The 22,975-nt window shown below is 49.9% G+C and carries 18 protein-coding genes, 1 tRNA gene and 1 pseudogene; 15 read left to right on the forward strand and 5 right to left on the reverse strand.

The features are described from left to right. The first annotated feature begins 77 nt into the window (after positions 1-77). Positions 78-797, forward strand: coding sequence for a hypothetical protein (locus J4F31_04995; protein MCE2495921.1), 720 nt, complete (start codon positions 78-80; stop codon positions 795-797). 161 nt (positions 798-958) lie between these two features. Here J4F31_04995 and J4F31_05000 read toward each other — a convergent pair. Further along, positions 959-1,047: transfer RNA gene (locus J4F31_05000), tRNA-Ser, on the reverse strand. Positions 1,048-1,173: 126 nt separating this feature from the next. On the opposite strand from J4F31_05000, the gene J4F31_05005 reads away from it, so the two are divergent. From J4F31_05005 to J4F31_05015, 3 genes are read left to right on the forward strand one after another with little or no spacing between them, the layout of a single operon-like run. After that, on the forward strand, positions 1,174-2,952 hold the full coding sequence (locus J4F31_05005) for a hypothetical protein (GenBank protein ID MCE2495922.1): 1,779 nt from the start codon (positions 1,174-1,176) through the stop codon (positions 2,950-2,952). A gap of 3 nt (positions 2,953-2,955) precedes the next feature. Next, positions 2,956-4,032 carry an ABC transporter permease gene (locus J4F31_05010; GenBank protein ID MCE2495923.1) on the forward strand — a complete coding sequence of 359 codons (1,077 nt, stop codon included), beginning with the start codon at positions 2,956-2,958 and terminating at the stop codon, positions 4,030-4,032. Continuing rightward, complete coding sequence (locus J4F31_05015) at positions 4,022-5,188, forward strand: ABC transporter permease (GenBank protein ID MCE2495924.1); 1,167 nt, start codon at positions 4,022-4,024, stop codon at positions 5,186-5,188. Before J4F31_05010 ends, J4F31_05015 begins: the two co-directional genes overlap by 11 nt. A 3-nt stretch (positions 5,189-5,191) precedes the next feature. Here J4F31_05015 and J4F31_05020 read toward each other — a convergent pair whose 3' ends face one another. Then, a complete protein-coding gene (locus J4F31_05020; protein ID MCE2495925.1) occupies positions 5,192-7,261 on the reverse strand; it encodes an HDIG domain-containing protein in 2,070 nt (689 codons plus the stop codon). A 90-nt stretch (positions 7,262-7,351) separates the two neighbouring features. Here J4F31_05020 and J4F31_05025 point away from each other — a divergent pair, with 90 nt between their 5' ends. Then, positions 7,352-8,530 carry an acetyl-CoA C-acyltransferase gene (locus J4F31_05025; protein MCE2495926.1) on the forward strand — a complete coding sequence of 393 codons (1,179 nt, stop codon included), beginning with the start codon at positions 7,352-7,354 and terminating at the stop codon, positions 8,528-8,530. Here the strand turns inward: J4F31_05025 and J4F31_05030 are convergent. Beyond that, complete coding sequence (locus J4F31_05030; GenBank protein MCE2495927.1) at positions 8,514-9,233, reverse strand: hypothetical protein; 720 nt, start codon at positions 9,231-9,233, stop codon at positions 8,514-8,516. The two genes, J4F31_05025 and J4F31_05030, sit on opposite strands and share 17 nt — an antisense overlap. 67 nt (positions 9,234-9,300) lie before the next feature. Between J4F31_05030 and J4F31_05035 the strand changes: the two genes are divergently transcribed. From J4F31_05035 to J4F31_05045, 3 genes and pseudogenes are all read left to right on the forward strand, one after another. Then, positions 9,301-10,074 (forward strand): C40 family peptidase, encoded by a 774-nt coding sequence (locus J4F31_05035; GenBank protein MCE2495928.1) that lies wholly within the window; start codon positions 9,301-9,303, stop codon positions 10,072-10,074. A gap of 140 nt (positions 10,075-10,214) precedes the next feature. Then, the gene (gene clpB, locus J4F31_05040; GenBank protein MCE2495929.1) at positions 10,215-12,827 is read left to right on the forward strand and encodes an ATP-dependent chaperone ClpB; all 2,613 of its coding nucleotides are present in this window, start codon (positions 10,215-10,217) and stop codon (positions 12,825-12,827) included. Positions 12,828-12,899: 72 nt separating this feature from the next. After that, positions 12,900-14,072: pseudogene (locus J4F31_05045) on the forward strand (aminopeptidase). A gap of 213 nt (positions 14,073-14,285) precedes the next feature. Here J4F31_05045 and J4F31_05050 read toward each other — a convergent pair. Further along, positions 14,286-14,561, reverse strand: coding sequence for a DUF493 family protein (locus J4F31_05050; protein ID MCE2495930.1), 276 nt, complete (start codon positions 14,559-14,561; stop codon positions 14,286-14,288). A gap of 24 nt (positions 14,562-14,585) precedes the next feature. On the opposite strand from J4F31_05050, the gene J4F31_05055 reads away from it, so the two are divergent. The 7 genes from J4F31_05055 to J4F31_05085 all read left to right on the forward strand — a co-directional run bounded on the left by J4F31_05055 (position 14,586) and on the right by J4F31_05085 (position 22,175). Beyond that, positions 14,586-15,398, forward strand: a complete 813-nt coding sequence (locus tag J4F31_05055; protein ID MCE2495931.1) for a DUF547 domain-containing protein — start codon at positions 14,586-14,588, stop codon at positions 15,396-15,398. A gap of 10 nt (positions 15,399-15,408) precedes the next feature. Then, positions 15,409-17,784 carry a penicillin acylase family protein gene (locus tag J4F31_05060; GenBank protein MCE2495932.1) on the forward strand — a complete coding sequence of 792 codons (2,376 nt, stop codon included), beginning with the start codon at positions 15,409-15,411 and terminating at the stop codon, positions 17,782-17,784. 1 nt (position 17,785) lies between these two features. Continuing rightward, complete coding sequence (locus J4F31_05065; GenBank protein ID MCE2495933.1) at positions 17,786-18,145, forward strand: hypothetical protein; 360 nt, start codon at positions 17,786-17,788, stop codon at positions 18,143-18,145. Beyond that, positions 18,142-18,624 carry a DUF962 domain-containing protein gene (locus J4F31_05070; GenBank protein MCE2495934.1) on the forward strand — a complete coding sequence of 161 codons (483 nt, stop codon included), beginning with the start codon at positions 18,142-18,144 and terminating at the stop codon, positions 18,622-18,624. The genes J4F31_05065 and J4F31_05070 overlap by 4 nt, the downstream gene beginning before the upstream one ends. A gap of 249 nt (positions 18,625-18,873) precedes the next feature. Next, a complete protein-coding gene (locus tag J4F31_05075; protein MCE2495935.1) occupies positions 18,874-20,775 on the forward strand; it encodes a RecQ family ATP-dependent DNA helicase in 1,902 nt (633 codons plus the stop codon). Between the two features lie 41 nt (positions 20,776-20,816). Continuing rightward, positions 20,817-21,734, forward strand: a complete 918-nt coding sequence (gene fmt, locus J4F31_05080) for a methionyl-tRNA formyltransferase (GenBank protein ID MCE2495936.1) — start codon at positions 20,817-20,819, stop codon at positions 21,732-21,734. Between the two features lie 168 nt (positions 21,735-21,902). Beyond that, complete coding sequence (locus J4F31_05085) at positions 21,903-22,175, forward strand: HU family DNA-binding protein (GenBank protein ID MCE2495937.1); 273 nt, start codon at positions 21,903-21,905, stop codon at positions 22,173-22,175. Between the two features lie 74 nt (positions 22,176-22,249). Here the strand turns inward: J4F31_05085 and pdxH are convergent, their stop codons facing one another. After that, entirely contained in the window at positions 22,250-22,891 is a 642-nt protein-coding gene (pdxH, locus tag J4F31_05090; protein MCE2495938.1) for a pyridoxamine 5'-phosphate oxidase, read from the reverse strand. Positions 22,892-22,975 lie beyond the last annotated feature (84 nt).

The following is a 22,975-nucleotide window of genomic DNA, read 5'->3' on the forward strand; positions in this document are numbered from 1 at the left end:
CAAACAGAGTAAATCTGTACAACAAATTGAATCGAATTTGATAGTTTAGAACGGTCTCATAACGGGGAAGTCTTCAAATGGACTTTGGAAACGACACCCCGTACGTATCCATCGGGCAAGAAGGAATTCTCGAAGGTACTTACACTTCAGACGGCCCTACTCCGATATCATTCACCACCAACACTCTACCTGCAAATTTAATTGGCAAGTTCACTGTATCCAGATCTAATTCAAACGTCCGCATTTTAGGGCCTACATCTATTCCCGTAAACGGCACGGTGACTAGCGAACCACATCAATTCGCCGATATTCTGATTGAAGTAAATTCAAACATCGAGGCGGAAGAAGGTATATATGAACTGGAAGTAACCGGAGCAGCACAGTCTTCGGAATTGTATGAACCAACTCAGAGCACCAAGACCATTTACGTCAATGTCCAAAACAACGATGCTTCTTGTATCTCAGCCATGCTTGGAGGGTACACCGTAAATGATAACTGCTCTGCTAATAATCCGTATGCAGGAACCGTGGTCCAGTCTCCGACTGAGCTCGAGATCTGGTTTAATTTCCCTGCCTGGGGGAATGCCTTAGTGGTTGGCCAAGTCCTTTGCGCCACCCAAGAAATTCTGGTGCCTGAGCACTCTGTAACCACTAGTTCAGGACTTATGGATATTGAAGGAATCGCAACTTTTACAGAGGACTCCGGTGATCATACCATCACCCTCAACTACACCATGGTCCCTAGTGGCTCGGGAAACACCCCGATCAACTGTCAGGTCGTCTGGGTTCAGAATTAAATACTTGGGATTACCTAGTGGTGATCCCGGATGGGGGAACGAGCGAGACAAAAAGCCTGATCGCTTCGCGATTATGTTTTCTCTTTTCTTGCCACACCGTGCAAGCACGAGTTGCCAGAAAAGAGAAAAAGCCTGCATTTCCATGCAGGCTTTTTCTCTTGCGGTGAGAGGGGGATTCGAACCCCCGGTACGGTTTAATCCGCACGCCAGTTTAGCAAACTGGTGGTTTCAGCCACTCACCCACCTCACCTTGGCTGTTTCCGTTTTGTGACAAACGGACGGCAAATTTAAAGAAATCATCTTTTCTGACAAAGAGCGCATTTCGCTTTTTCCATCTTCTATTTGCTATATTCGCTTTACCCGTAAAACGTCCGTCATGAAGCGCATTTTACTCCTTTTTGCCCTTTCCTCTTTGCTTATGAGTTGTGTGGAGGACACTCAACGCAATGAAGCTCAGGAAGATTTCTCCGTATTGATCCACACGAGCTATGAGCCCAATGGCCTACACCCGGTGAACGACTTCAGTACCTTGCGTTCGCACATCTACATGTATACCCACCGACCACTGCTCAAGATCAATCTCAAAACTTTCGATCTTCAGCCCTTGTTGGTCAAAGAACTGCCTTCCTCCGACGATGGTCAAAAGTACCTTTACTCCCTTCGGGAGGATGTGACCTGGGACGACGGAACTCGTGTTACCAGGGACGATGTAGAGTTCACCCTGAAAATGAACCTATGCCCTCTTTCCAACAATCAAGCGATACGACCGCTCTACTCGAGCGTTATTAAGGGCTTTGAACCCCATCCAACCGACCCAAATAAATTCCACCTCCTGTGCAACGAACAACACGCCGGCAACAATCAAATCCTTATCGAAGCGAACTTGATTCAGAAATCTCGGTGGGATTCAACCGGAATCTTCGACGATATCCCATTTGACGCGATCCTGAACGACACTTTTGAACGCACCGACGAGGTCAATGCTTACTTCGAGCGATTCAACGCACCGGCCAACCAGTACGACCCCCTCAAAATCAATGGCCTAGGCCCCTACCAAATCACCGAGTGGGAAAAAGGCCAATACATAACCCTAGAGCGCAAACACCATTGGTGGGGCGATGACCAGTCGGGAATCTATTACGACAACTACCCCTCTAAAATCGTGTTTCGCATCATCAAGGACGACAATGCGACCATGCTGGCCTTTCGGAACCGGCAGATCGATGTGAGCAACCGACTCGGAACCGATGAACTCCTACGCTTGCGTGAAACCGAAGACTTCAACGCCAACTACGAAAGCGCCTTTATAAATCAATTCTCTTACGGATATATGGGGCTAAACTCCCGCCCGGATACCGAAAAGCGCACCCCGTTCTTTACGGATCAGCGTGTCCGCCGAGCCATGGCACACGCCACTCCCGTACGTTCGATCATCGATGATCTTCTTCACGGAAAGGGCGGCACCGAGCAAGTCTCCATGGTTAGCGAACTCAAAAAAGACGAGTACAACGATACCCTCGACTTCATCGAGTACGATCTAAACAAAGCCTCGGTATTGTTGACGGAGGCCGGATGGATCGATACAGACGGAGACGGCCTCCGCGATAAAACGATCGATGGAAAGGTGACTCCCTTCTCTTTAGAGCTTAATTTGATGAGCGGAAACCAGACTACGGAAGATGCGTGCCTTCTCATTCAGGAATCACTCGCCTCTATCGGCGTTGAATGCAAGCTAAACAGCATGGATTTCTCGGCGTTCTACCAAAAAGCGTACGGGCAAGATTTCGATGCACTCATGGGAGCATGGAGCGAAAGTGCAGCATATACCGATCCCTTACAGCTGTGGCATACGGACAGTTGGAAAAACAAAGGAGCCAATTTCTGCGGATTCGGAAACGCTTATAGCGATTCGCTGATAGTCACGTACAACTCAACCTTGGATAAAGCGAAGCGCGATGACCTCATGAAAGCTCTACAGGCCGAGGTCTACGAATACCAACCGTATGTATTCTTGTATTCGACGCGCCGAAAGGTCGCTATCCACAAGAAATTCCAAAACCGCAACCTGTACAGCGAGCGGCCCGGCGTCATGGTCAATGAATTCCGGCTCGATCCGGGCTTTACCGCAGCCTCAACGCCCGAAACTACTGAGTAAAACATGCTGAATTATACGATCCGACGACTGCTCTGGATGGTGCCCACCTTGCTAGCCATTGCCCTCTTCAGCTTTTGGATCAGCATTGAAGCCCCGGGCGATCCGGTTGAGCGACTCATGCAATTCAGCGACGACGGCTCGGGCAGCGCAAACCAACAACGAACCGAACAGCTTAAGGAGCAGTGGCGTCAGCGGCTCGGACTCGATAAGCCGCTATTTTACTACTCCATGTCGGCCACCGAAACGGACTTTCCACTCCCCCGACCTCATTTTCACGGCCTCAATAATCAATTCCACCACTGGCTCCGCAACGCCATTCGCGGCGACTTCGGATATAGCTACTTCGACGGTGAAGCGGTAGGCACCAAACTCTGGCCCAAACTGCGCCTGAGTTTTCTCCTCACCGTGAGCTCCCTGCTTCTGGCTTTCGCGATCAGCATCCCCATTGGGGTATTTGGGGCCTCGCGGCCCGATGGCCACTTCGACCGCTATTCGGCTCTGGTAATGTTCATGATGTATTCCCTGCCTACATTCTTCGTAGGTACCCTGTTGCTTTACACCTTCTCAAACCCAGATGTCCTGTACTGGTTTCCGGAAGCGGGTATCCAGAATCCCGTTACCTTCGACCACGACTGGTCGCTTGGTCGAAAACTACAACACTGGCTACCCCACCTCGTGCTGCCTTTTGTCACCTTCACCTACGGATCCTTGGCTTACCTCAGCAGGATCACGCGTAGCGGTTTGGCCGAAGAACAACAAAAAGACTACATCACTACGGCTCGAGCCAAAGGTCTCAGCGAGCGAAAAGTTCTGTGGAAACACAGCCTGCGCAATGCACTTATTCCCCTCATTACGGTCATTGGCCAAGTATTCCCTATCACGGTTGGTGGAAGCGTCATCATAGAAACTATTTTCTCATTACCGGGCATCGGCTGGGAAGCCTATAGGGCCATCATGAATTACGACTATCCGGTCATCGTTGCGATCTTTACGTTGGGCGGACTCCTGACCGTTGTCGGGTACATCACTTCGGATCTCCTGTACGCGTGGGCCGATCCAAGAATACGGTATGACCGCTAATTCGGGTAAAATATCGATCGGCGTTCTCGGCATCCTACTGATGGCCGCACTATTGGCTCCCCTAATAGCAAATGACCTACCGCTTACCGTCAAATACCAAAACCATACCTACCACCCCGCTTGGGCGGTGTACTTTGGAAATGGCGGCACGCATACTATCGAAACCCCTTCCGGAACCCAAATCGTTCACTATCAGAGATTCGATTGGCATGCTCAAGATTGGGACCGCATCACCATGCCCTTGATCCTGTTTGCCCCCGATCAACTCGATGCGTCCAAGTCGAGCCTCGTTCCGCCCGGAACTAACGGACACCTCTTGGGAACTGATCGAGTTGGACGCGACGTTGCGGCCGGAATCATTCACGGGGCGCGGATATCGCTCAGTATTGGGTGGATCGCCATGGGCATCGCAGCACTCATTGGAGTTCTGTTGGGAGGGATCTCTGGCTATTGGGGTGATCGCAGGTGGCGTGTGCCCCGCATATCATTTTGGGTCTTTATGGCATTCATTCCCGTTGGGTGGTTCTACGCTACGCATAACTCAGTAAATCTGCTGGCAGACGCACTCGTATTCATTGCCGTACCCTCAGGTGCAGCGTACCTCGTCGGGCTGCATCGCGCCGCGAGGCGCAAAACCGTATCGGTACCCCTCGATAGCGCAATTACGCGGTTAACCGAGATACTGACCTCGTTGCCGCGCCTGTTGATCATTATTACCGTGGCGTCGATAACATCGCGCAGTATTTGGCTCGTGATGGTGATCATCGGGCTTACGAGTTGGACCCACATCACGCGTTATACGCGAGCCGAAGTACTCCGGATCCGAAGTCTGGAGTTCGTTACCGCGGCCGAAGCGACCGGATCTCAATCCGGTCGGGTGCTGTTTATGCATGTGCTGCCCAACGCACTAGCGCCCGTTTGGGTGAACATGGCTTTTGGAATAGCATCAGCCATTCTGATCGAAAGTGGCTTATCGTTCCTCGGGATCGGAGTTCCGGTCGAAACAGTGACCTGGGGAAGTATGTTGAACTCGGGTCGAATGAACTTCGAAGCTTGGTGGCTCGTGGTATTTCCGGGACTGGCTATCTTTTTGACCGTAACGGCGTACAACCTACTGGGTGAAGCGCTCCGCAAATGGCTGCAACCGAAAGAATGATCCTTATTCGGGATACTCTATGCGCAGATGATAGATGTTCAGCAGCTTCTTTTTCAACACCTTACGCACCACATTGATCTCTTTCAAGGTGATATCCGCTTGCGCGAATTGCCCCTCCTCCATTTGATGGTCAATGATGTTGTTGACCAATTTATCGATGGATTCTGCCATAGGTTGTTTTAAACTCCTCGAAGCCGCCTCAACACTATCGGCCATCATGAGCACCGCAGTTTCTTTCGAGAAAGGCAACGGACCCGGATAACTGAATTCCGCGGCGTCGACCTCTTTTTCGGGGAAGCTTTTTACGTACTGTCGATAGAAGTACTGAACCGTAGAAGTTCCGTGATGGGTGCGAATGAAGTCGATTATGCGATCGGGCAAGTTGTTCTTCTTGGCCAGTTCAATTCCCTGCGATACGTGCTCGATGATGATGCGCGCGCTATCGTCGAACGGCAAGTCGTCGTGAGGATTCATTCCCGCCGCTTGGTTCTCGATGAAAAACAAGGGGTTCTTCATTTTCCCGATATCGTGATAGAGGGCTCCGGTGCGCACGAGCAAGGTATTGCCGTTGATCTCACTGACGGCGCTTTCCGACAAGTTGGCGACCTGAAGGGAGTGCTGAAATGTTCCGGGTGCTTTTTCGGCTAACTCGCGCAATAGCTTGTTGTTGGTGTCGGAAAGTTCGAGAAGCGAAATGTCACTGACCAGCCCAAAGGCTTTTTCAAAAGCGTAGATGAGCGGATTGGCAAAAAGGGTAAGGAATCCCGACCCCGCGAAAAGAGCGAAGTACATAGCCTCTAAATTACTTAAACTCCCCTCTTGCAATATGGCCAGAGCAAAATAGCTGATGAAGTATATCCCGGTGATTTTAGCCGCCGAAATGAAGAGTTGAACCCGTTGATAAAGGTTCGTCACGGTCAAGATCGAAACGATTCCGGCGATCAGCTGCAGCAGAACGAATTCGTACGGGTTTGGTGCCACGAATCCGATGATGATCACAGTGACCAAATGGGTGAAAATGGCAACACGTCCGTCGAAGAAGGCCCGCAGCATGATGGGCAGTATACAGAAGGGCGCCAAGTACAGATACTCTGGAGCGAGCCGGATCAACAAGGCACCCATGAGGATCATGAGCACAATATTGAACAGAATAAAGCCGATTTGATTGTTATCGGCCCGGATCATTGGCCTAAACCGTTGCAAAAACAAGAACAGCACCAGCAGTACCACGCTCACTAGAATGACTTGTCCGGCCACGATGAGGTAGTAATTACTCTTGGCCCAAATATTGGCTTCGTACTGATTCTTGAGTGAGCTCAGTTTCTGAAAACGATCTTCGTCGACCACCTCTCCCCGGAGAATGATGCTTTGTCCTCGCTGCACCATACCCCTGGTGAGCGAAATATTGTCGAGCTCACTTTCGAGCACCTTCATGGTGGTCTCCTCGTCGTACACAACATTGTGTTCGAGGCGTTCGAGCAGGGCCGATTCGAGGAGGTTCCTCCATTCCGTATTAAGCTCAGAAGATCCTAAAAGGCGGTCTATTTCTGCAGCTGCTGCGCGAATGGTAAGCCAGTCGCTCGGCCGAACATCTTGCGCAACACCTCCAACCAACAAACTAACTTCGGGCCAATCGTTGGGATCCAGAGCTTCTGGCCAGCGAACGATGCCTTGACTGTACAGTGATGATAGGATGCTGTCACCGAGATCTACGAGGTACGGATCCCTCACCGCGGTGGATGAGTCGGACCGCTGTTCCAATTGAGCTCGGAGTCTACCGCGGAAATCGGAGACGGCCTCGGCTTGCACATCCACCCGCAGGGTGAAAAAAACTTCTTTTTGACTGGTGATCAGTTCGCGTTCGTCCTCGATCTTTTCAGCGGATTTTTCAATGGCGAAATCGAAAGGCGCAATGAGGTTCTCGTGCAGCCAGGGTTTCCCTTTCTGGAATTCGTATTTGAATTTACCTTCTTTGGGAAATAGGTATACAATGAGCCCGATGGCTATCACGAAAAGGAGGCCTTTGTATATCTCCTGATGGTTGTCTCGAAGAACGGATAAACCCTTACTCATGAATACAAACGTACGACAAATCGCGTGCACCTTTTCCTATGTAATTGGTTACCTTTGTGCAACGAATACTACCAAAAGAAAGAATTGAATATGAAAGAAGTCGTTATAGTTTCCGCCGTTCGTACACCCATGGGCAGTTTCATGGGATCATTGAGCGGAATCGCAGCCCCACAGCTGGGTGCCACTGCCATAAGAGGAGCCTTGAACAAAGCCGGAGTTTCGGCCGATCAGGTTCAGGAAGTCTTTATGGGCAACGTGCTTCAAGCCAACGTAGGTCAAGCACCTGCGCGTCAGGCAGCCATATTTGCAGGCGTGCCCGAGAGCGTTCCATGCACAACGGTGAACAAGGTGTGTTCATCGGGAATGAAAGCCATTATGCTCGGTGCTCAGGCGATCAAGGCGGGCGATAACGACATCGTGGTCGTTGGAGGCATGGAGAACATGTCGCAAGTGCCGCATTACCTCGGATCGGGCCGAAGCGGGCAAAAATTGGGCGATCAAAAATTGGTCGACGGATTGTTGCGCGATGGACTCATGGACGTATACAACAACCAACACATGGGGAACTGCGCGGAGCTATGTGCTTGCGAGGGCGAGTACAGCCGTGAAGAGCAAGATGCCTTCGCCATAGAGAGCTACAACCGCAGTGCCCGGGCTTGGAGCGAAGGTCGATTCTCAGAGGAAGTAGTTCCGGTGGAGATCCCACAGCGCAAAGGCGATCCTATCATCATGAGCGAAGACGAAGAGTACAAGAACGTGATCATGGATAAGATCCCCAATCTTCGTCCGGTATTTGATCGAGAAGGAACCGTGACCGCGGCCAACGCCTCAACATTGAACGACGGAGCTTCTGCTTTGGTCTTGATGAGCGCCGATAAGGCAGTGGAACTAGGACTTAAGCCCATTGCTAAGATCATAAGCTACGCCGACGCAGCGCAAGCTCCCGAGTGGTTCACAACCGCTCCGGCGAAAGCCCTACCAATTGCTATCGGCAAATCAGGCTTGCAGCAAGGCGACATCGATTATTTCGAATTGAATGAGGCGTTTTCAGTCGTAGGATTGGCCAACATCAAAGAATTGAGCTTGGATCCTGAGCGTGTGAACGTCAATGGTGGTGCTGTATCATTGGGGCACCCACTCGGTAACTCCGGTTCTCGCATCATCGTTACTCTGATCAACGTACTCAAGCAAAACAACACTCGTTACGGAGCTGCCGGAATTTGCAACGGGGGTGGTGGTGCTAGCGCCATGGTCATCGAAAGTATTTAACGATTCGGCGCGATTCGAACACCATCCGCGCCTTACCTCCTTTTGATGTCGGTTCCGGCATCGGAATGGATGTAAACCGATTGATTTGAAAAAGCGAAAGATACCCGTCACCCCAGTGGCGGGTTATTTCGTTTTGGCTATACCAATGCTTTCGATAAAGCTCCGTAATCATCTGTATATCTGTAGTATCCGGACTCGGGGTTGTCATTAACACACGAACTGAATCATCGGCGATCTGAACCCCTTTCCCCGACCAACTCAAGCGGAAATCGGCCAACATGTAAAGGCTATCCAGATCGTCCCTGAAGTCGATGGGTTCCCAGTTCTGAACCGGAAAGATCTGGGTCAAGGTATCTTGATCTTGAACGAGGTCAATACGAGCCGTATCGGTCGGATCAAAATTGAATCGGTAGGCGAACTTGCTTTTTGATGGGCAATCGCATTCGTAAATAAAGGGTGAATCTTGATACTCCCCATTGTAGTAAATATCGATATCGTTCAGCTCGACCGGTGCGAAATCACCCCACTCCTCTTCGGCAACGACAAGGTACACGTAATTGGGCGTGGTGATACTCCACTCGAGGGTAATATCGAGATAGAGATCGTCGAGCTTGAGAATCTCAGGGGCTTTTTCTTGCGTTTTAGTGCATGCGACGAGCAAGCTCAAAACCGAAGCGACAATAATGATACGCGAGTAGTTCATACCAGTAGTTAACGCTAAGATACAGGAAAAGGTCTTCAAAATTTTGCCGTACTTAGCGGTGCTGAAAATGAAGTACGGAATTTGTCCATTGAGCATCGTTCCCGTCCGACGGGAGGCCTCCGACACGAGCGAGCAAGTTACGCAGCTCCTTTTCGGTGAAACCTACCGTATTTTACGCGAGACCAAGAAGTGGGTCCGCATTGAAACCGCTTTCGATCGTTACGAAGGCTGGATCGACGCCAAGCAATCTCGCGACATTTCCGAGGAAGAGTACAGCCAACTCAACGAACACCCGAATATCGTAACCACGGACCTCGTGGATGTCGTCATCCATGAAGAATCGAACCGCATGATGCCTATCGTTATGGGGTCCACTCTGCCCGATTACCAAGACGGCAGACTGACCTTGGCAGGTGAGCGATACCGATACGAAGGCGCAATAAGTTCCACCGATTCCCCAAAAGAACAGTTGGTAGAAAATGCGTTCATGTATCTCCGTGCGCCGTATTTGTGGGGCGGAAGAAGTCCGTTTGGCATCGACTGTTCGGGATTTACCCAATTGGTGTACAAGATGAATGGCTTTCGACTGTATCGCGATGCCAGTCAGCAAGCGACCCAGGGAGAAGTGTTGAGCTTCATCGAAGAAACCGAACCAGGCGATCTCGCTTTTTTTGACAATGCCGAAGGTGTAATTACTCATGTGGGTATTATTCTAGAAGAGAACCGCATTATTCACGCCAGCGGCCAAGTTCGTGTCGATAGACTCAATCAACAAGGGATCTTCAACGCGGAAGTGCGAACTCACACCCACAAGCTTCGACTGATCAAAAAGGTCATTTAGTCAGCTAAATCTCTGTTTTTAAGCCATAAAGGCATTTTTCCATGATTTTTTCTGCCGGGTTTTCCGCCCGAGAATCGTGGTTCCTATTTTGATGTACGCGCATCGGACATCGATAATCACCCACTTAAAATAATTCAGAGATGAACCTCAATCAATTCACCATAAAAGCTCAAGAAGCGATCGGAAAAGCCCAACAATTGGCCACCGCCGAAAGTCATCCGAGTATCGAAGTGGTACACTTGTTCAAGGGCATGATGGCCGCAGACGAGCATGTAGTACCCTTTTTACTGAAGAAACTCAATGTATCCGTGGCATCAGTTGAACAAGCTGCGGATCGAATTCTGCAATCGCTTGCAGTGGTCGAGGGCGGACAAATTCAACTATCGCGCAACGCACAGGAAGTGCTAACCAAGGCATCGAACTACCCCAAAGATTTCGGGGACGAATACGTGACCTTGGAGCACTTGCTCTTAGGCATACTGGCAACTAAGGATCAAGTAGCCCAAATGCTCAAGGATGCCGGAGTAGATGAAAAAGGACTTAAAGCAGCCATAAAGGACTTGCGGAAGGGTTCAACGGCAACTTCGCAAAGTGCGGAAGATATCTATAATGCGTTGAATAAATACGCCAAGAACTTGAATCAGCTCGCCAAGGACGGCAAGCTGGATCCCGTGATTGGCCGCGATGAAGAAATTCGTCGTGTGCTGCAGATATTATCGCGCCGAACCAAGAACAACCCAATCCTCATTGGGGAGCCGGGAGTCGGTAAAACGGCCATTGCCGAGGGAATGGCTCACCGGATCGTCAATGGCGATGTGCCGGAGAATTTGAAAAACAAACAACTCTTCTCGCTTGACATGGGAGCTTTGGTCGCCGGGGCTAAATACAAGGGGGAATTCGAGGAACGTTTGAAAAGCGTGGTCAAAGAAGTGACCGAAAGCGACGGAGACATATTGCTTTTCATTGATGAGATCCACACCTTGGTAGGTGCCGGAGGCGGCGAAGGAGCTATGGACGCCGCGAACATACTGAAACCGGCGCTTGCCCGAGGAGAGCTTCGCGCCGTAGGCGCTACAACCCTAAATGAGTACCAAAAGTACTTTGAGAAAGACAAAGCCCTGGAACGCCGTTTCCAAAAGGTCATGGTCAATGAGCCGGACACCGATTCGGCGATTTCTATCTTGCGCGGGATCAAGGAGAAATACGAGACACACCACAAGGTTCGTATTCAGGATGCGGCGATCATTTCGGCCGTGGAGTTGAGCCAGCGTTATATTACGGATCGATTCTTACCCGACAAGGCCATTGACCTTATCGACGAGGCCGCTTCGAAGTTGCGCATGGAGATCAACTCGAAACCCGAAGAGATCGATGTTCTCGACCGAAAGATCATGCAGATCGAGATCGAGATCGAAGCCATTAAACGTGAAAAGGACGAAAAGAAGCTAGCTTTTCTGGGAGAGGAATTAGCCAACTTAAAAGAAGAGCGCGCTGGTTTGAACGCTCAATGGGAGCAAGAGAAAGAGGTCGTTGAGGGAATTCAGCTGGCCAAGGAAGACCTCGAACGGTTGAAGCTAGAGGCGGATCGCGCAGAGCGGTCTGGCGATTTCGGGAAGGTCGCCGAGATCAGGTACGGCAAGGTCAAAGAAGCTGAGGAGCGATTGAAGCAATTCGAAACGCAGTTAGGCGAAATGCAAACCGGCAAGAGCCTGATCAAGGAGGAAGTGGACAGCGAGGATATCGCGGACGTGGTAAGTCGTTGGACCGGTATCCCGGTCCGGAAAATGTTGCAAAGTGAGCGCGAAAAGCTCTTGAATCTCGAAGATGAGCTTCACGAACGCGTCGTTGGTCAACACGAGGCCATTCAAGTCGTGGCCGACGCCGTAAGGCGCAATAGAGCCGGATTGCAGGATGCTCGTAAACCCATAGGATCGTTCCTGTTCCTGGGAACTACGGGTGTCGGTAAAACAGAGCTCGCCCGAGCGCTGGCCGAATATCTGTTCGACAACGAAAACGCCATGACGCGACTCGATATGAGCGAATATCAAGAGCGCCACAGCGTGAGTAGGCTCATCGGAGCACCTCCGGGTTACGTAGGTTACGACGAGGGCGGGCAACTCACTGAGGCCGTGCGCCGTAAGCCCTACAGCGTGATATTGCTCGACGAGATAGAGAAAGCTCACCCAGATACATTCAATATCCTGCTTCAGGTATTGGACGACGGACGCTTGACCGACAATAAGGGGCGCGTAGCGGACTTCAAGAACGCGATCATCATTATGACCTCCAATTTGGGTTCGAGTATCATACAAGAGAATTACGAAGGCATGAATGCGGGAAATCAGTACGAGGTGCTCGAGAAAACGCGAACTCAAGTGCTCGAACTACTCCGCAAAAGTATACGTCCCGAATTCCTGAACCGTATCGACGAAACGGTGGTCTTTACACCGCTCAGTCAAAAGGATATCGAAAGCATCGTACGCATCCAAATCAAAGACGTTCAAAAGCGCCTTAAAGCCAACGACGTCACCATCGACGCAACGGACGATGCCGTCAAGCTGATCGCCGCGAGAGGCTTTGACCCTCAGTTCGGTGCCCGACCGGTAAAGCGGGTTCTGCAGCGCGATATCCTGAACCAGCTTTCCCATGAAATACTCAAGGGAACGGTAACTTCGGACAGCAGCATCCTCATTGACGAAGAAAAAGGCGAATTGGTCTTTCGCAATGAAGGGGAACTCATAGGAAACGCTTGATAGCATGTCGTTGAGGGGGAATTTCGCTTCATTTCGTAACTTTCGGCCACTTAAACAGAATCAGTACTTAAAATGAAGAAAACGTTATTTCTCCTCGCCCTTGCGGGCGGATTCGCAACCGTGCAGGCGCAGGATGAACTCATCAACAAGGTGAAGGACAATGGCGGTGAAGAAGGCTATGTGTTCGAAACTGTTGTAAATCTCGATGCCACGGAGATCAAGGATCAAGGAAGCTCAGGTACTTGCTGGAGCTACTGCACCACTTCGTTCATCGAGTCAGAAATGATCCGCATGGGAAAAGAGCCCGTCGATATCGCCGAAATGTATACGGTTCGCAAGACCTATGAGAACAAGGCCGATAAGTACGTGCGTTTGCACGGCCATTTGAACTTTGGCCAGGGTGGTGCATTACTCGACGCCTTGCATGTGATCAAATACTACAGAGCCGTTCCGCAAACGAATTACGAAGGCCTGGAGATCGGATTCGACCGCAACAAGCACAGTGAAATGGAAACCGCATTAAAAGGGATCGTCGACGCCGTGATCAAGAACAAAAACGTCGATTGAGTCCGGTGTGGCGCAAAAGCTTTGACGCTACTTTAGACGCGTACTTGGGCACTGACCCCGAAGAATTCGAGTGGAACGGAAAAACCTACACGCCGCACAGTTTTACCGATGAAGTCATCGGGATCGATCCCGACGACTACGTGCAGTTCACATCGTTCTTGCATCACCCGATGCACGAAGAAGTGATGATCCAGGTTCCGGACAACTGGCTTTGGGCTCCAGTCTACAACGTAGAACTCGACGAAATGATGGCCACGATCGATAATGCCATCAACGAAGGTTTCACCATCAGCTGGACAGCCGATGTTTCTGAAAAAGGATTCAGTGTTAAAAATGGAGTTGCCGTTATCCCGGATCGCGACTGGAAAGACCTTAGCGACGAGGAAAAAGCCGACATCTTCAACGGGCCTCACCCACAGCTTGAGGTAACTCCGGAGATCCGCCAGCTCGAGTACGACAACTACCAAACCACCGATGACCACGGTATGCAGATCACTGGTATCGCTGCGGATCAAGAAGGAAACAAGTTCTACATCGTTAAGAACTCTTGGGGTACTAAGTACGGATTCGACGGCTACCTGTACTTCAGCGAAGAATACGTACGCCTTAAAAACCTTGAGCTTCGTGGTTCACAAGGATGGAGTGCCTAAAGACGTCGCTAAAGCAGTTAATCCGTAAAAACGAAAGATATATTGCAACGAACAAAGCCTGCAGAAATGCGGGCTTTTTCTTTTGGGCAGTGGGCCGTTAGTTTAAAGTCTAAAGCATAGAGCCTAGAGCGTAAAGCAAACTAAAAACTCATAATGCAATCCTTTCCTTTGCGAAGCAGAATGTACTCGCTCCTTGAGCGAATATCTTCGCGCATAGCGTGAACATTCTGTAGTCCTCGGACTACAAGGATATGATTCCCTCGATCTCCGCCGCCTTTTTGTACTTGATGATTATGGACTCCGCATTCATCATCACCTCCTTGGCGCTGATGCTCAAATAATTACCTTTATTCGATGCCCGCGTCGTTATTTGCGCCGACCCATCGAACAGTTCATTCACTTGTGCCATTTTCTGATTATCCGCAGGTATGATAAATTTGAATAGATACACTGTCGGCCACTCTGTTTGCTCATTCAGCTTCTCGCGCAGTGATTTATAGAATTCCGCGTTCTTCATAGTTCTAATATACTAAACGCCCGCATGCTCCGAAAGATCGCCCTCCTCCTACTTCCTTCCTTACTCATTCTCACGAGCTGTGGCAGCGATCGTACGGTCGAGCTAACTCCCTCGAACTCAGAAAGTCTTTCTAAAGCGGAACTTCTCAGCCAGGAAATTCTAATGTCGGCCTACGGCCAGATGAACACCTCTGCCCTTTCAAAAGAACTCGCCGAACTCAACCCTCAAGACCTCCGAACACAGCTCAATACCGATGCGGAACGCCTGGCATTTTGGATCAACGTGTATAACGCCTTCGCTCAAATTGAACTTCGATCCGATACATCGCTTTACACCGACCGCGCCGCTTTCTTCAAAAGCCGCAACAAGATCGTCGCCGGGTACACCATGAGCTTCAACGACATCGAGCACGGCATCCTCCGCAAGAACAAGGGATTGTACACTCTAGGATACCTCAACAAGATCAACCATACCCCAGTGACAAAAGATTTTTCTGTAGAGCGGCTCGATTGGCGTATCCACTTTGCTCTCAACTGCGACGCTGCTAGTTGTCCGCCCGTTGCTTTCTACCGGAGCGATCGACTCCACGCTCAATTGAATATGGCCACCTTTAACTACCTCAAGAGAGAAATCGATCAAAGCGGATCGTCGCTTGAAGTGCCCAAACTCTTCCTTTGGTTCAGGGCCGATTTCGGCGGACCTAAGGGAATCACGAAAATTTTGCAGAAATTCGGTGGCCTAGAAGCTTCCGAAACCAAAAACTGGAACTACAAGGATTACGACTGGACGGTCGATCTGAATCAGTGGTACGCCCCGGGAGCGCTGGCAAACCCTTAATGATAGATTTATGCGCAGATGGTCTTGGTTCATTGTATTGATCCTCTGGATCGGAGTATTGAACTTCCCGTGGAGCGGATTACCGCCACTTCAGCAATTCTTGCTGTATCCTTCGTCTCCCCTACAAATTGAGCATTCAGATGAGGATATCGCCATTTCAGACTCGCCCTATCCAAACCTCTATTTGCGGTACGATGAACGCGGAGTGGCACACGTTTTTGCACTCAATGAGTTTGCCATGGCCTATGGAATGGGGTTCACCCATGCCAAGGACCGCCTCTTTCAAGTAGAAATGTTGCGCCGCACGGTTCGCGGTCGCCTGGCCGAAGTTGCAGGACCTGCCGCAATTCCGAGTGATCGATGGTGGCTCAAGTTTGATTTTGAAGCTAAGGCAAAAGCACAGTTTGAATCTTTGGCCGAGACCGATCCAAACATGAAGCTCCAATTCGAAGCTTATGCACAAGGGTTCAACGATTACCTCGAGACCCTGAAGCCTTCTCAACGTCCGGTGGAATACCAATTACTTGGATTCGAGCCGAAGGCGATGGAGCCCCACACCCCGATTATGCTCGTACGGTATATGGACAAGGTGCTCGATTACCGAGAAGATGACCTCAAATTCAGTGCTTTGAAAAACCATCTGCCCGATAGTCTTATTGATATCTATTACCCTTGGGCATCTGAGTATAACTACCCAATTTATCCCGAGATCTCGGGAAGATTAGCTTTAGCGTCGGATGAATCTTTAACAAGCCACTCTGCAGATCTCGGAGCAAATGCCGGAGCCAAACCTCTGGTATACCTCCCAACAAGCGACTTCCCCAATGCCCAGGTCACGGATAATATCACCAAAGATCTCGGGAGTAACAACTGGGCAATTTCAGCGGAAAAGTCTACAACAGGAAATGCATTCCTCTGCAATGACACGCACTTGGCATTAGATCTTCCGGGTACGTGGTATGAAGTTCACCAAGTCATTGGAGATCGGGTCGTGCACGGATTGAGCGTACCGGGGGGGCCCTTTATCGTTTCCGGATTCACTAAAGACGTAGCTTGGGGCATGACCAGCGCTACATGGGATCTCACGGACTTTTATCACCTCGAAACCAATGACAAAGGCGAGTACAAGCTCGATGGCGAATGGGAGCCCCTCGAACCTCGTACGGTCACGATTCCCGTAAAAGGTGAAAATGATCTCGAGGTAACTTACTACGACACGTATTTTGGCCCGACCGACACCATCGAGGGCGAGTTCTTGGCTACCAACTGGGTAGCCAGTGACTTCAACATGAACGAGATGCGCGCACTTCGCGGTCTCATTTCAGCCAAGAACATCAACGAGGCCTATGAAGCCCTTCAGGACTTTAGTCACCCGCCTCAAAACTTCGTTTTGGCCGATAAAAACGGTGATATTGGCATGGTTACTTCCGGCTATGGAGCTTTCCATACAACGCCAACTCGAGGTATTATTGAAGCTCAGAGGAAATCGGACCGACAAGAGTTTCGTCACATGGGACGAACACTGTATGTTCTTAATCCCGAAAAAGGCTGGAATCACAGTGCCAATCAACACCAAGTAGCGGATTCCCTCACCCCCTATTTGAATACTCTGTTTACACCGACGGCAAGAGGAAGGCGAATTGGCGAAATGATGGAAGCTCGCGAAAAGATCGATCGCAGCTACCTTATGGAAATGCAATACGATGTCATCGATGGCGAATGGGCTCTTCTAAAGGAGCACATTCATAAATACGCCCCGAACGACATGATGAAAGTACTGCGAAACTGGGACGGCAAAACAGACGAGAAGAGTCAAGCCGCTACGGCCTACAACCACTACAAGTGGGCATTGCATGATACCATAAGCCGGATTCTGGTTGGAGATTTCGATTTCAGACCTCGGTCCGAGAACCTCTTCGTTATGATCAGTCAGAGCGACACGATCCCAGGTGTTGATGGACCTATTTACATGGCCCCTATCGCCAAGGCACTTTGGCAAAAAGTATTGCTCGATATGATCGATCGATTCAACTCCAAGGAACCTAATGATTGGCGTTGGGGCGATTATCACAAGATCACCTTGAGGCACATTGCGCGAATACCGGCATTTAATTACGACACATTAGCCGGAAAAGGTAGTAGTAGAACCGTCAACGTATCGACCCATGAACCGGGAACTCACGGTCCGGCCATGAGAACCGTCATTGAACTAACTCCCAATGGCCCTAAAGCGGATTTCGCGATCGCGGGTGGTCAAGTTGGCCGACCGGAGCATCCACACTACAGCGACCAAGTCGATGATTGGTATAACGGCCGCTATTTCAAGGTGGAACCCATCAGGGCACCTCAAGAAAAAAAATGGGCACAAAAAATTGATTTCCAGTAATATGAATAATCCAGTCGTATCCTTTTTACTTTCGCTCATCTTCTTCGGATTCGCATTCGGACTGGAAGGTACCGCCCTGCTTTTCACCTTTTCGGCCTTGGCCGGATTATTACCTCGGCGGCGATTACATTTTTCCCACTATTTCGGCGCCTCCGCTTTGGCACTCGTCGGAATGTTCCTGATATTCCCACCGAACGATCTACTCAGCGACCTTTTAGCAGAAGTCCTCGGACTCGGCTCGGTACACCCATTCATACTGGTCGCCTTCGTGAGCGCGTTGACCGCCACCTTAACGGCTATAGCCGTGAACCGACTCACGCTTCCTTCCGAAAGGAAGAATAACCAATACATCGCACCATGAGAAGCATGCAACAATGGCTCGACGAATACAGTATGAGCCATCAAAATTCGACCAACAAACTGATTCATTGGATTTGTGTTCCTCTGATTTTCTGGAGTATCTTGGGGTTGCTTTCCGGATTGCCTTCGGCACGATTAACATCGCTCGTGGCGGAGCCGTTTCAACCCTATGTTCATTGGGGTACTGCCCTCGTGCTGGTCGGGCTCATTTTTTACCTTCGCCTCAGTACCGCTATGTTTTTGGGGGTTGCTGCGTTTTCGTCTTTTTGCCTGTACGTGATCAAGTGGCTCAATCTTAACGTCGAAATGGCGGTTTGGCAAGTATCGTTGATCGTATTCGTATTGGCTTGGATCGGGCAATTCATCGGCCATAAGATCGAAGGTGCCAAACCCAGCTTTTTCAAGGAAGTGCAGTTCTTGTTAATAGGGCCTGCTTGGTTGATCGCGTTCATTTATAAGAGTCTGGGGATCAAGTATTGATGAAATTCTCAATGCTTAACGGAGTTTTAAGAATAGCGTGTTGAAAGTCCAGAACCTAGAGCAAACTAAGAGCTCAACACTAAGACCTAAGCACCAGCGTATCGCCGCACGCATCTCTTGGAAAAATACTTTTTTCCTCCGGCAAAGCCAGAATTTTCCTTGCCAAGGCAAGATATACACGCTGTAAGCGAATCTACTTGTGCCGTGCACAAATAGTTTTGCCCCAGGATTTCTTATGTTCGCTGAGTCATGCCGAGTAATCAAAAGTCACCGCAGGAAGTCCTCCAAGAGTATTGGGGTTATCCAAATTTCCGGGAGCCACAAGGCGCTATTATCGAATCCGTTCTAAGCGGTCGCGACACCCTTGCCCTTATGCCTACGGGCGGGGGAAAATCACTTTGCTTTCAAGTGCCGACCCTTACGAGGAGCGGAATGACCCTGGTCATCAGTCCACTCATTGCACTGATGAATGATCAGGTGAAAAATTTGAATGACCGAGGCATCCGCGCTGTGGCACTCACCTCGGAGCTCGATGCAAGACAGGTCGATATTGCTCTCGAAAATTGCATGTCGGGCGCCGTACCTTTTTTATACCTGTCTCCCGAGCGGCTTCGGACCGAAATAGTCAGAATGCGCTTGCCTCAAATGAAGATCACTATGATCGCCGTAGACGAAGCGCATTGTATTAGTGAATGGGGGTATGATTTCAGGCCGTCGTATCGATTGATCCGTGAAGTGCGCGATGCTCTACCCAACATACCCGTTTTGGCCCTTACGGCATCCGCGACACCAGAAGTCGTTGACGATATTCAAGAACAGCTCGATTTCAAATCACCCCACGTCATACGCAAGAGTTTCGGACGTCCAAACCTCGCATATAGGGTTTGGCCTACCAGAGATAAATACGGAGCTGTCACGGCTCTCTTGAAAAAACATTCGGGCGCCGGAGTCATCTATGTCCGCAATCGAAGAAAAACGCAGGAAATCGCTTCATTCCTACAACGTCGCGGAATTCCTGCAACGTACTACCATGCAGGACTGGACGCAATGGAGAAGCAATCGAGGCAAGATTCATGGACGCGAAACGATACGCGTGTGATCGTGGCAACGAATGCCTTTGGAATGGGCATCGATAAACCCGACGTTCGTTGGGTGCTACACTGGGAGCCTGCGGACTGTATCGAAAGCTACTTTCAAGAAGCCGGTCGAGCAGGACGTGATGGCAATGAAGCCGTATCGTATGTCTTGTACGACCAACGTGACGGCCAAGAGCTTCACGAGCGATATGTAGAGCGGTTGGTGACCGAAAGAGAGGTGCATCGGCATTACGAAGCGCTGATGAACTACTTGCACTTGCCCATTGGCAGCGGTGCAGACCAGAGCTACGATATTGACTTAAAAGAGTTCTCGAAACACTACGACTTCGATTTGTACGGGGTATATCAGACCATAGACCTGCTTGAGAAAGACGGGTTCTGGCATTTGAGTGATGGATACAAGGAGCGATCCTTTTTGCGGATCACCGTTGATCACCGATCCCTTTATGAAACCAGGTTGAAGAATAGCCCGGTCGACCGTCTCATTCAACTACTGCTTAGGAGTCATCCGGGAATCACCGAAGAGGGGTCGCATATCGACGAGAATCGCATGGCCGCTCGGCTCGGTGTAAGCACGGCTGCCATCCGCAAAGAGCTCGAGATAGGCAACAAGGAGCAGCGATGGGAATACAAGGGGCGACCCGAAGCAGACCGTCTTTGGATGATGATCCCACGGCAAGACACCCGACATTTGCCTTGGAATCGAAAGGCGCTTTCGGAACTGAGAAAGCGGAAGGAAGAACGCATTGGATCAATGATCGATTATCTAGAAAGCCAAGAAGGATGTAGAAATCAACTCCTTCTCTCCTACTTCGGGGAAAAAGAAACCGAACCTTGCGGAAAATGCGACCTTTGTCTGAAATCGGAGGATCTGGACGAAACAGTACTCTTGGATTATTTAAAGGCTGCTACACGGGAATGGAATGATGTAATGGCCGAGTTCCCAGGAATGGACGAAGAAATAAGTCAGTGGCTTCGAGTACAAGTGGAATCCGGAATGGTTCGCTGGGAAGGCCCGGAACTGGTGGTACTGAAAACTGGCTCCTCGAACTAAGAACTCAAAACTAAGAACTAAGAACTTTGAGAATAGTATTCATGGGCACCCCGGAGTTCGCCGTGGCAACTTTGGAGACCATATATAGTAGCAAACACGAGGTTGTAGGGGTTGTTACCGCTCCGGACCGACCAGCTGGAAGAGGTCGGAAGCTTCGATCTTCCGCGGTGAAAGAATACGCGGTTAATAAAGGTATCCCTCTTGCACAACCCGAAAAACTTCGGGATGAGTCGTTCGTTGATCAACTTCGGGAATGGGCGCCAGAGGCTATAGTGGTAGTGGCGTTTCGGATGTTACCCAAGATCGTCTGGAGTTTACCGTCAAAAGGAACGTTTAATGTTCACGCGTCGCTTTTACCCCAGTACCGTGGAGCAGCACCCATTAATTGGGCTTTGATCAATGGAGAAGAAAAGATCGGGGTTACCACGTTCCTTTTGGACGAAGAAATCGATACGGGAAACATTCTGTTACAATCAGAAGAACCCATTTCGGAAGACGACCTTCTGGAAGACCTGTACGATCGCCTAATGGAGCGCGGCGCCAAGTTAGCTTTGGAGACTTTGGATGGATTAGAAAAAGGAACACTAGAGCCGAAGCCCCAGAAAGCTTCTGCGGAACTCAGGCCTGCACCTAAGTTAAATACAGAAACCGGGCACTTGGATTGGTCGGCTTCATCCCGGGAAATACACAACCTGGTTCGCGGATTATCTCCTATCCCCGGAGCTTGGACCGAAATGATCAATGGCGAGGAAAGAGTTAAGGTAAAGGTGTATCGAACCCATCCTGCCGTAGGCAGTAAACCTATTGGGGAGGCATATGTGGAAGGAAAATCCCTGTATGTAGGTTGCGGTGAAGGCCTTTTGGAGGTTCTGGAATTGCAGCCGGCGGGCAAAAAAAGGATGGCCGCGCGTGATTTTATCAATGGTTTGGGAGGTGAAAAGTCGCTTAAATTCGCCTGAAACCCGCACCAGCACTACGATTAGAGCGTGTTTATTAACAATTTGCCGCAATTATCAACAAAATAGGGGGATTGTAGGGGCAAATCTTGCGTAAACCCGCTACAAGTCTAACTTTGTAAGGCATTGGAACCAAAAACAATAATGTTTAACCTTTAATTTCGATTTGTTATGAACAAAGCTGACTTGATCGATGCTATGGCGGAAGACGCCGGAATCTCAAAAGCCGCTGCTAAAAAAGCATTGGACTCTTTCACTGACAATGTATCTGCTGCCCTTAAAAAAGGCGGGCGTATCTCATTGGTAGGATTCGGTTCTTTCTCAGTATCAAAGCGCAACGCTCGCGAAGGTCGCAACCCACAAACGGGAGCTACCATCAAAATCCCAGCTAAAAACGTAGTGAAGTTCAAAGCTGGTGCTGACTTGAACAGCAAAGTGAACTAAGAAATTCGCTGACTGAATGAAAAACCCCGCAGCAGCGGGGTTTTTTTATGCTTGGAAGTGACGTTTTGCGAATATCACGGCGCTAAACGCTCAACCGCCCATCCGGCCCCTTCGGGCCGATAGCGGAAGCGGTCGTGCAGCCGGCTCCCACGCCCCTGCCAGAATTCGAATTCTACCGGAGTTATGGCATATCCTCCCCAGTGGGCCGGGCGCTCGATTGCGGATCCATCCGGATACTCTCTTTGCAACTGCTTCCATCGGTCTTCAAGCCAGTCGCGACTCTGAATGATATTGCTTTGAGGTGAGGCCAATGCTCCGAGCCGGCTTCCGTAAGGGCGCGATTTGAAGTATTCATCCGAAGTCTCGGGCTTCACGCGTTCTACCGTTCCCAAAATACGAACCTGACGCTCGAGCTGGCGCCAGAAAAAAGTCATGGCTACTTTGGGATGACGCGCCAATTCTGCGCCCTTTTCGCTATTGTAGTTCGTGTAGAAAACGAACTTGCCCTCTTCTATTCCCTTGAGCAATACTACCCGGGCTGTTGGAAAGGCGCGATCGTTAATGGTACTCAAGGTAAAGGCATTTGCATCGAACACGTTCATGCTCGTGATCTGTTCGAACCATTTTTCGAATTGAGCCAATGGTTCCGATTCAAGATCCGACTTATGGAGGCTTCCTCTAGTATATTCTTCCCGCATATCGGCCAACGTACCCATAGTATCTGATTTATCGTTATTATCCTGTTAACAAATATACGATGTGTGCTTTGGAATGTTTACCCCGTCCCGCTACATTCGTTT

It is taken from the genome of Flavobacteriales bacterium (assembly GCA_021296215.1).
Lineage (GTDB): Bacteria > Bacteroidota > Bacteroidia > Flavobacteriales > ECT2AJA-044 > ECT2AJA-044.

Coding starts and splice junctions, on each gene's coding strand:
- J4F31_04995 (MCE2495921.1), top strand. CDS start 78: ATGGACTTTGGAAACGACACCCCGTACGTATCCATCGGGCAAGAAGGA.
- J4F31_05005 (MCE2495922.1), top strand. CDS start 1,174: ATGAAGCGCATTTTACTCCTTTTTGCCCTTTCCTCTTTGCTTATGAGT.
- J4F31_05010 (MCE2495923.1), top strand. CDS start 2,956: ATGCTGAATTATACGATCCGACGACTGCTCTGGATGGTGCCCACCTTG.
- J4F31_05015 (MCE2495924.1), top strand. CDS start 4,022: ATGACCGCTAATTCGGGTAAAATATCGATCGGCGTTCTCGGCATCCTA.
- J4F31_05020 (MCE2495925.1), bottom strand. CDS start 7,261: ATGAGTAAGGGTTTATCCGTTCTTCGAGACAACCATCAGGAGATATAC.
- J4F31_05025 (MCE2495926.1), top strand. CDS start 7,352: ATGAAAGAAGTCGTTATAGTTTCCGCCGTTCGTACACCCATGGGCAGT.
- J4F31_05030 (MCE2495927.1), bottom strand. CDS start 9,233: ATGAACTACTCGCGTATCATTATTGTCGCTTCGGTTTTGAGCTTGCTC.
- J4F31_05035 (MCE2495928.1), top strand. CDS start 9,301: ATGAAGTACGGAATTTGTCCATTGAGCATCGTTCCCGTCCGACGGGAG.
- clpB (MCE2495929.1), top strand. CDS start 10,215: ATGAACCTCAATCAATTCACCATAAAAGCTCAAGAAGCGATCGGAAAA.
- J4F31_05050 (MCE2495930.1), bottom strand. CDS start 14,561: ATGAAGAACGCGGAATTCTATAAATCACTGCGCGAGAAGCTGAATGAG.
- J4F31_05055 (MCE2495931.1), top strand. CDS start 14,586: ATGCTCCGAAAGATCGCCCTCCTCCTACTTCCTTCCTTACTCATTCTC.
- J4F31_05060 (MCE2495932.1), top strand. CDS start 15,409: ATGCGCAGATGGTCTTGGTTCATTGTATTGATCCTCTGGATCGGAGTA.
- J4F31_05065 (MCE2495933.1), top strand. CDS start 17,786: ATGAATAATCCAGTCGTATCCTTTTTACTTTCGCTCATCTTCTTCGGA.
- J4F31_05070 (MCE2495934.1), top strand. CDS start 18,142: ATGAGAAGCATGCAACAATGGCTCGACGAATACAGTATGAGCCATCAA.
- J4F31_05075 (MCE2495935.1), top strand. CDS start 18,874: ATGCCGAGTAATCAAAAGTCACCGCAGGAAGTCCTCCAAGAGTATTGG.
- fmt (MCE2495936.1), top strand. CDS start 20,817: ATGGGCACCCCGGAGTTCGCCGTGGCAACTTTGGAGACCATATATAGT.
- J4F31_05085 (MCE2495937.1), top strand. CDS start 21,903: ATGAACAAAGCTGACTTGATCGATGCTATGGCGGAAGACGCCGGAATC.
- pdxH (MCE2495938.1), bottom strand. CDS start 22,891: ATGGGTACGTTGGCCGATATGCGGGAAGAATATACTAGAGGAAGCCTC.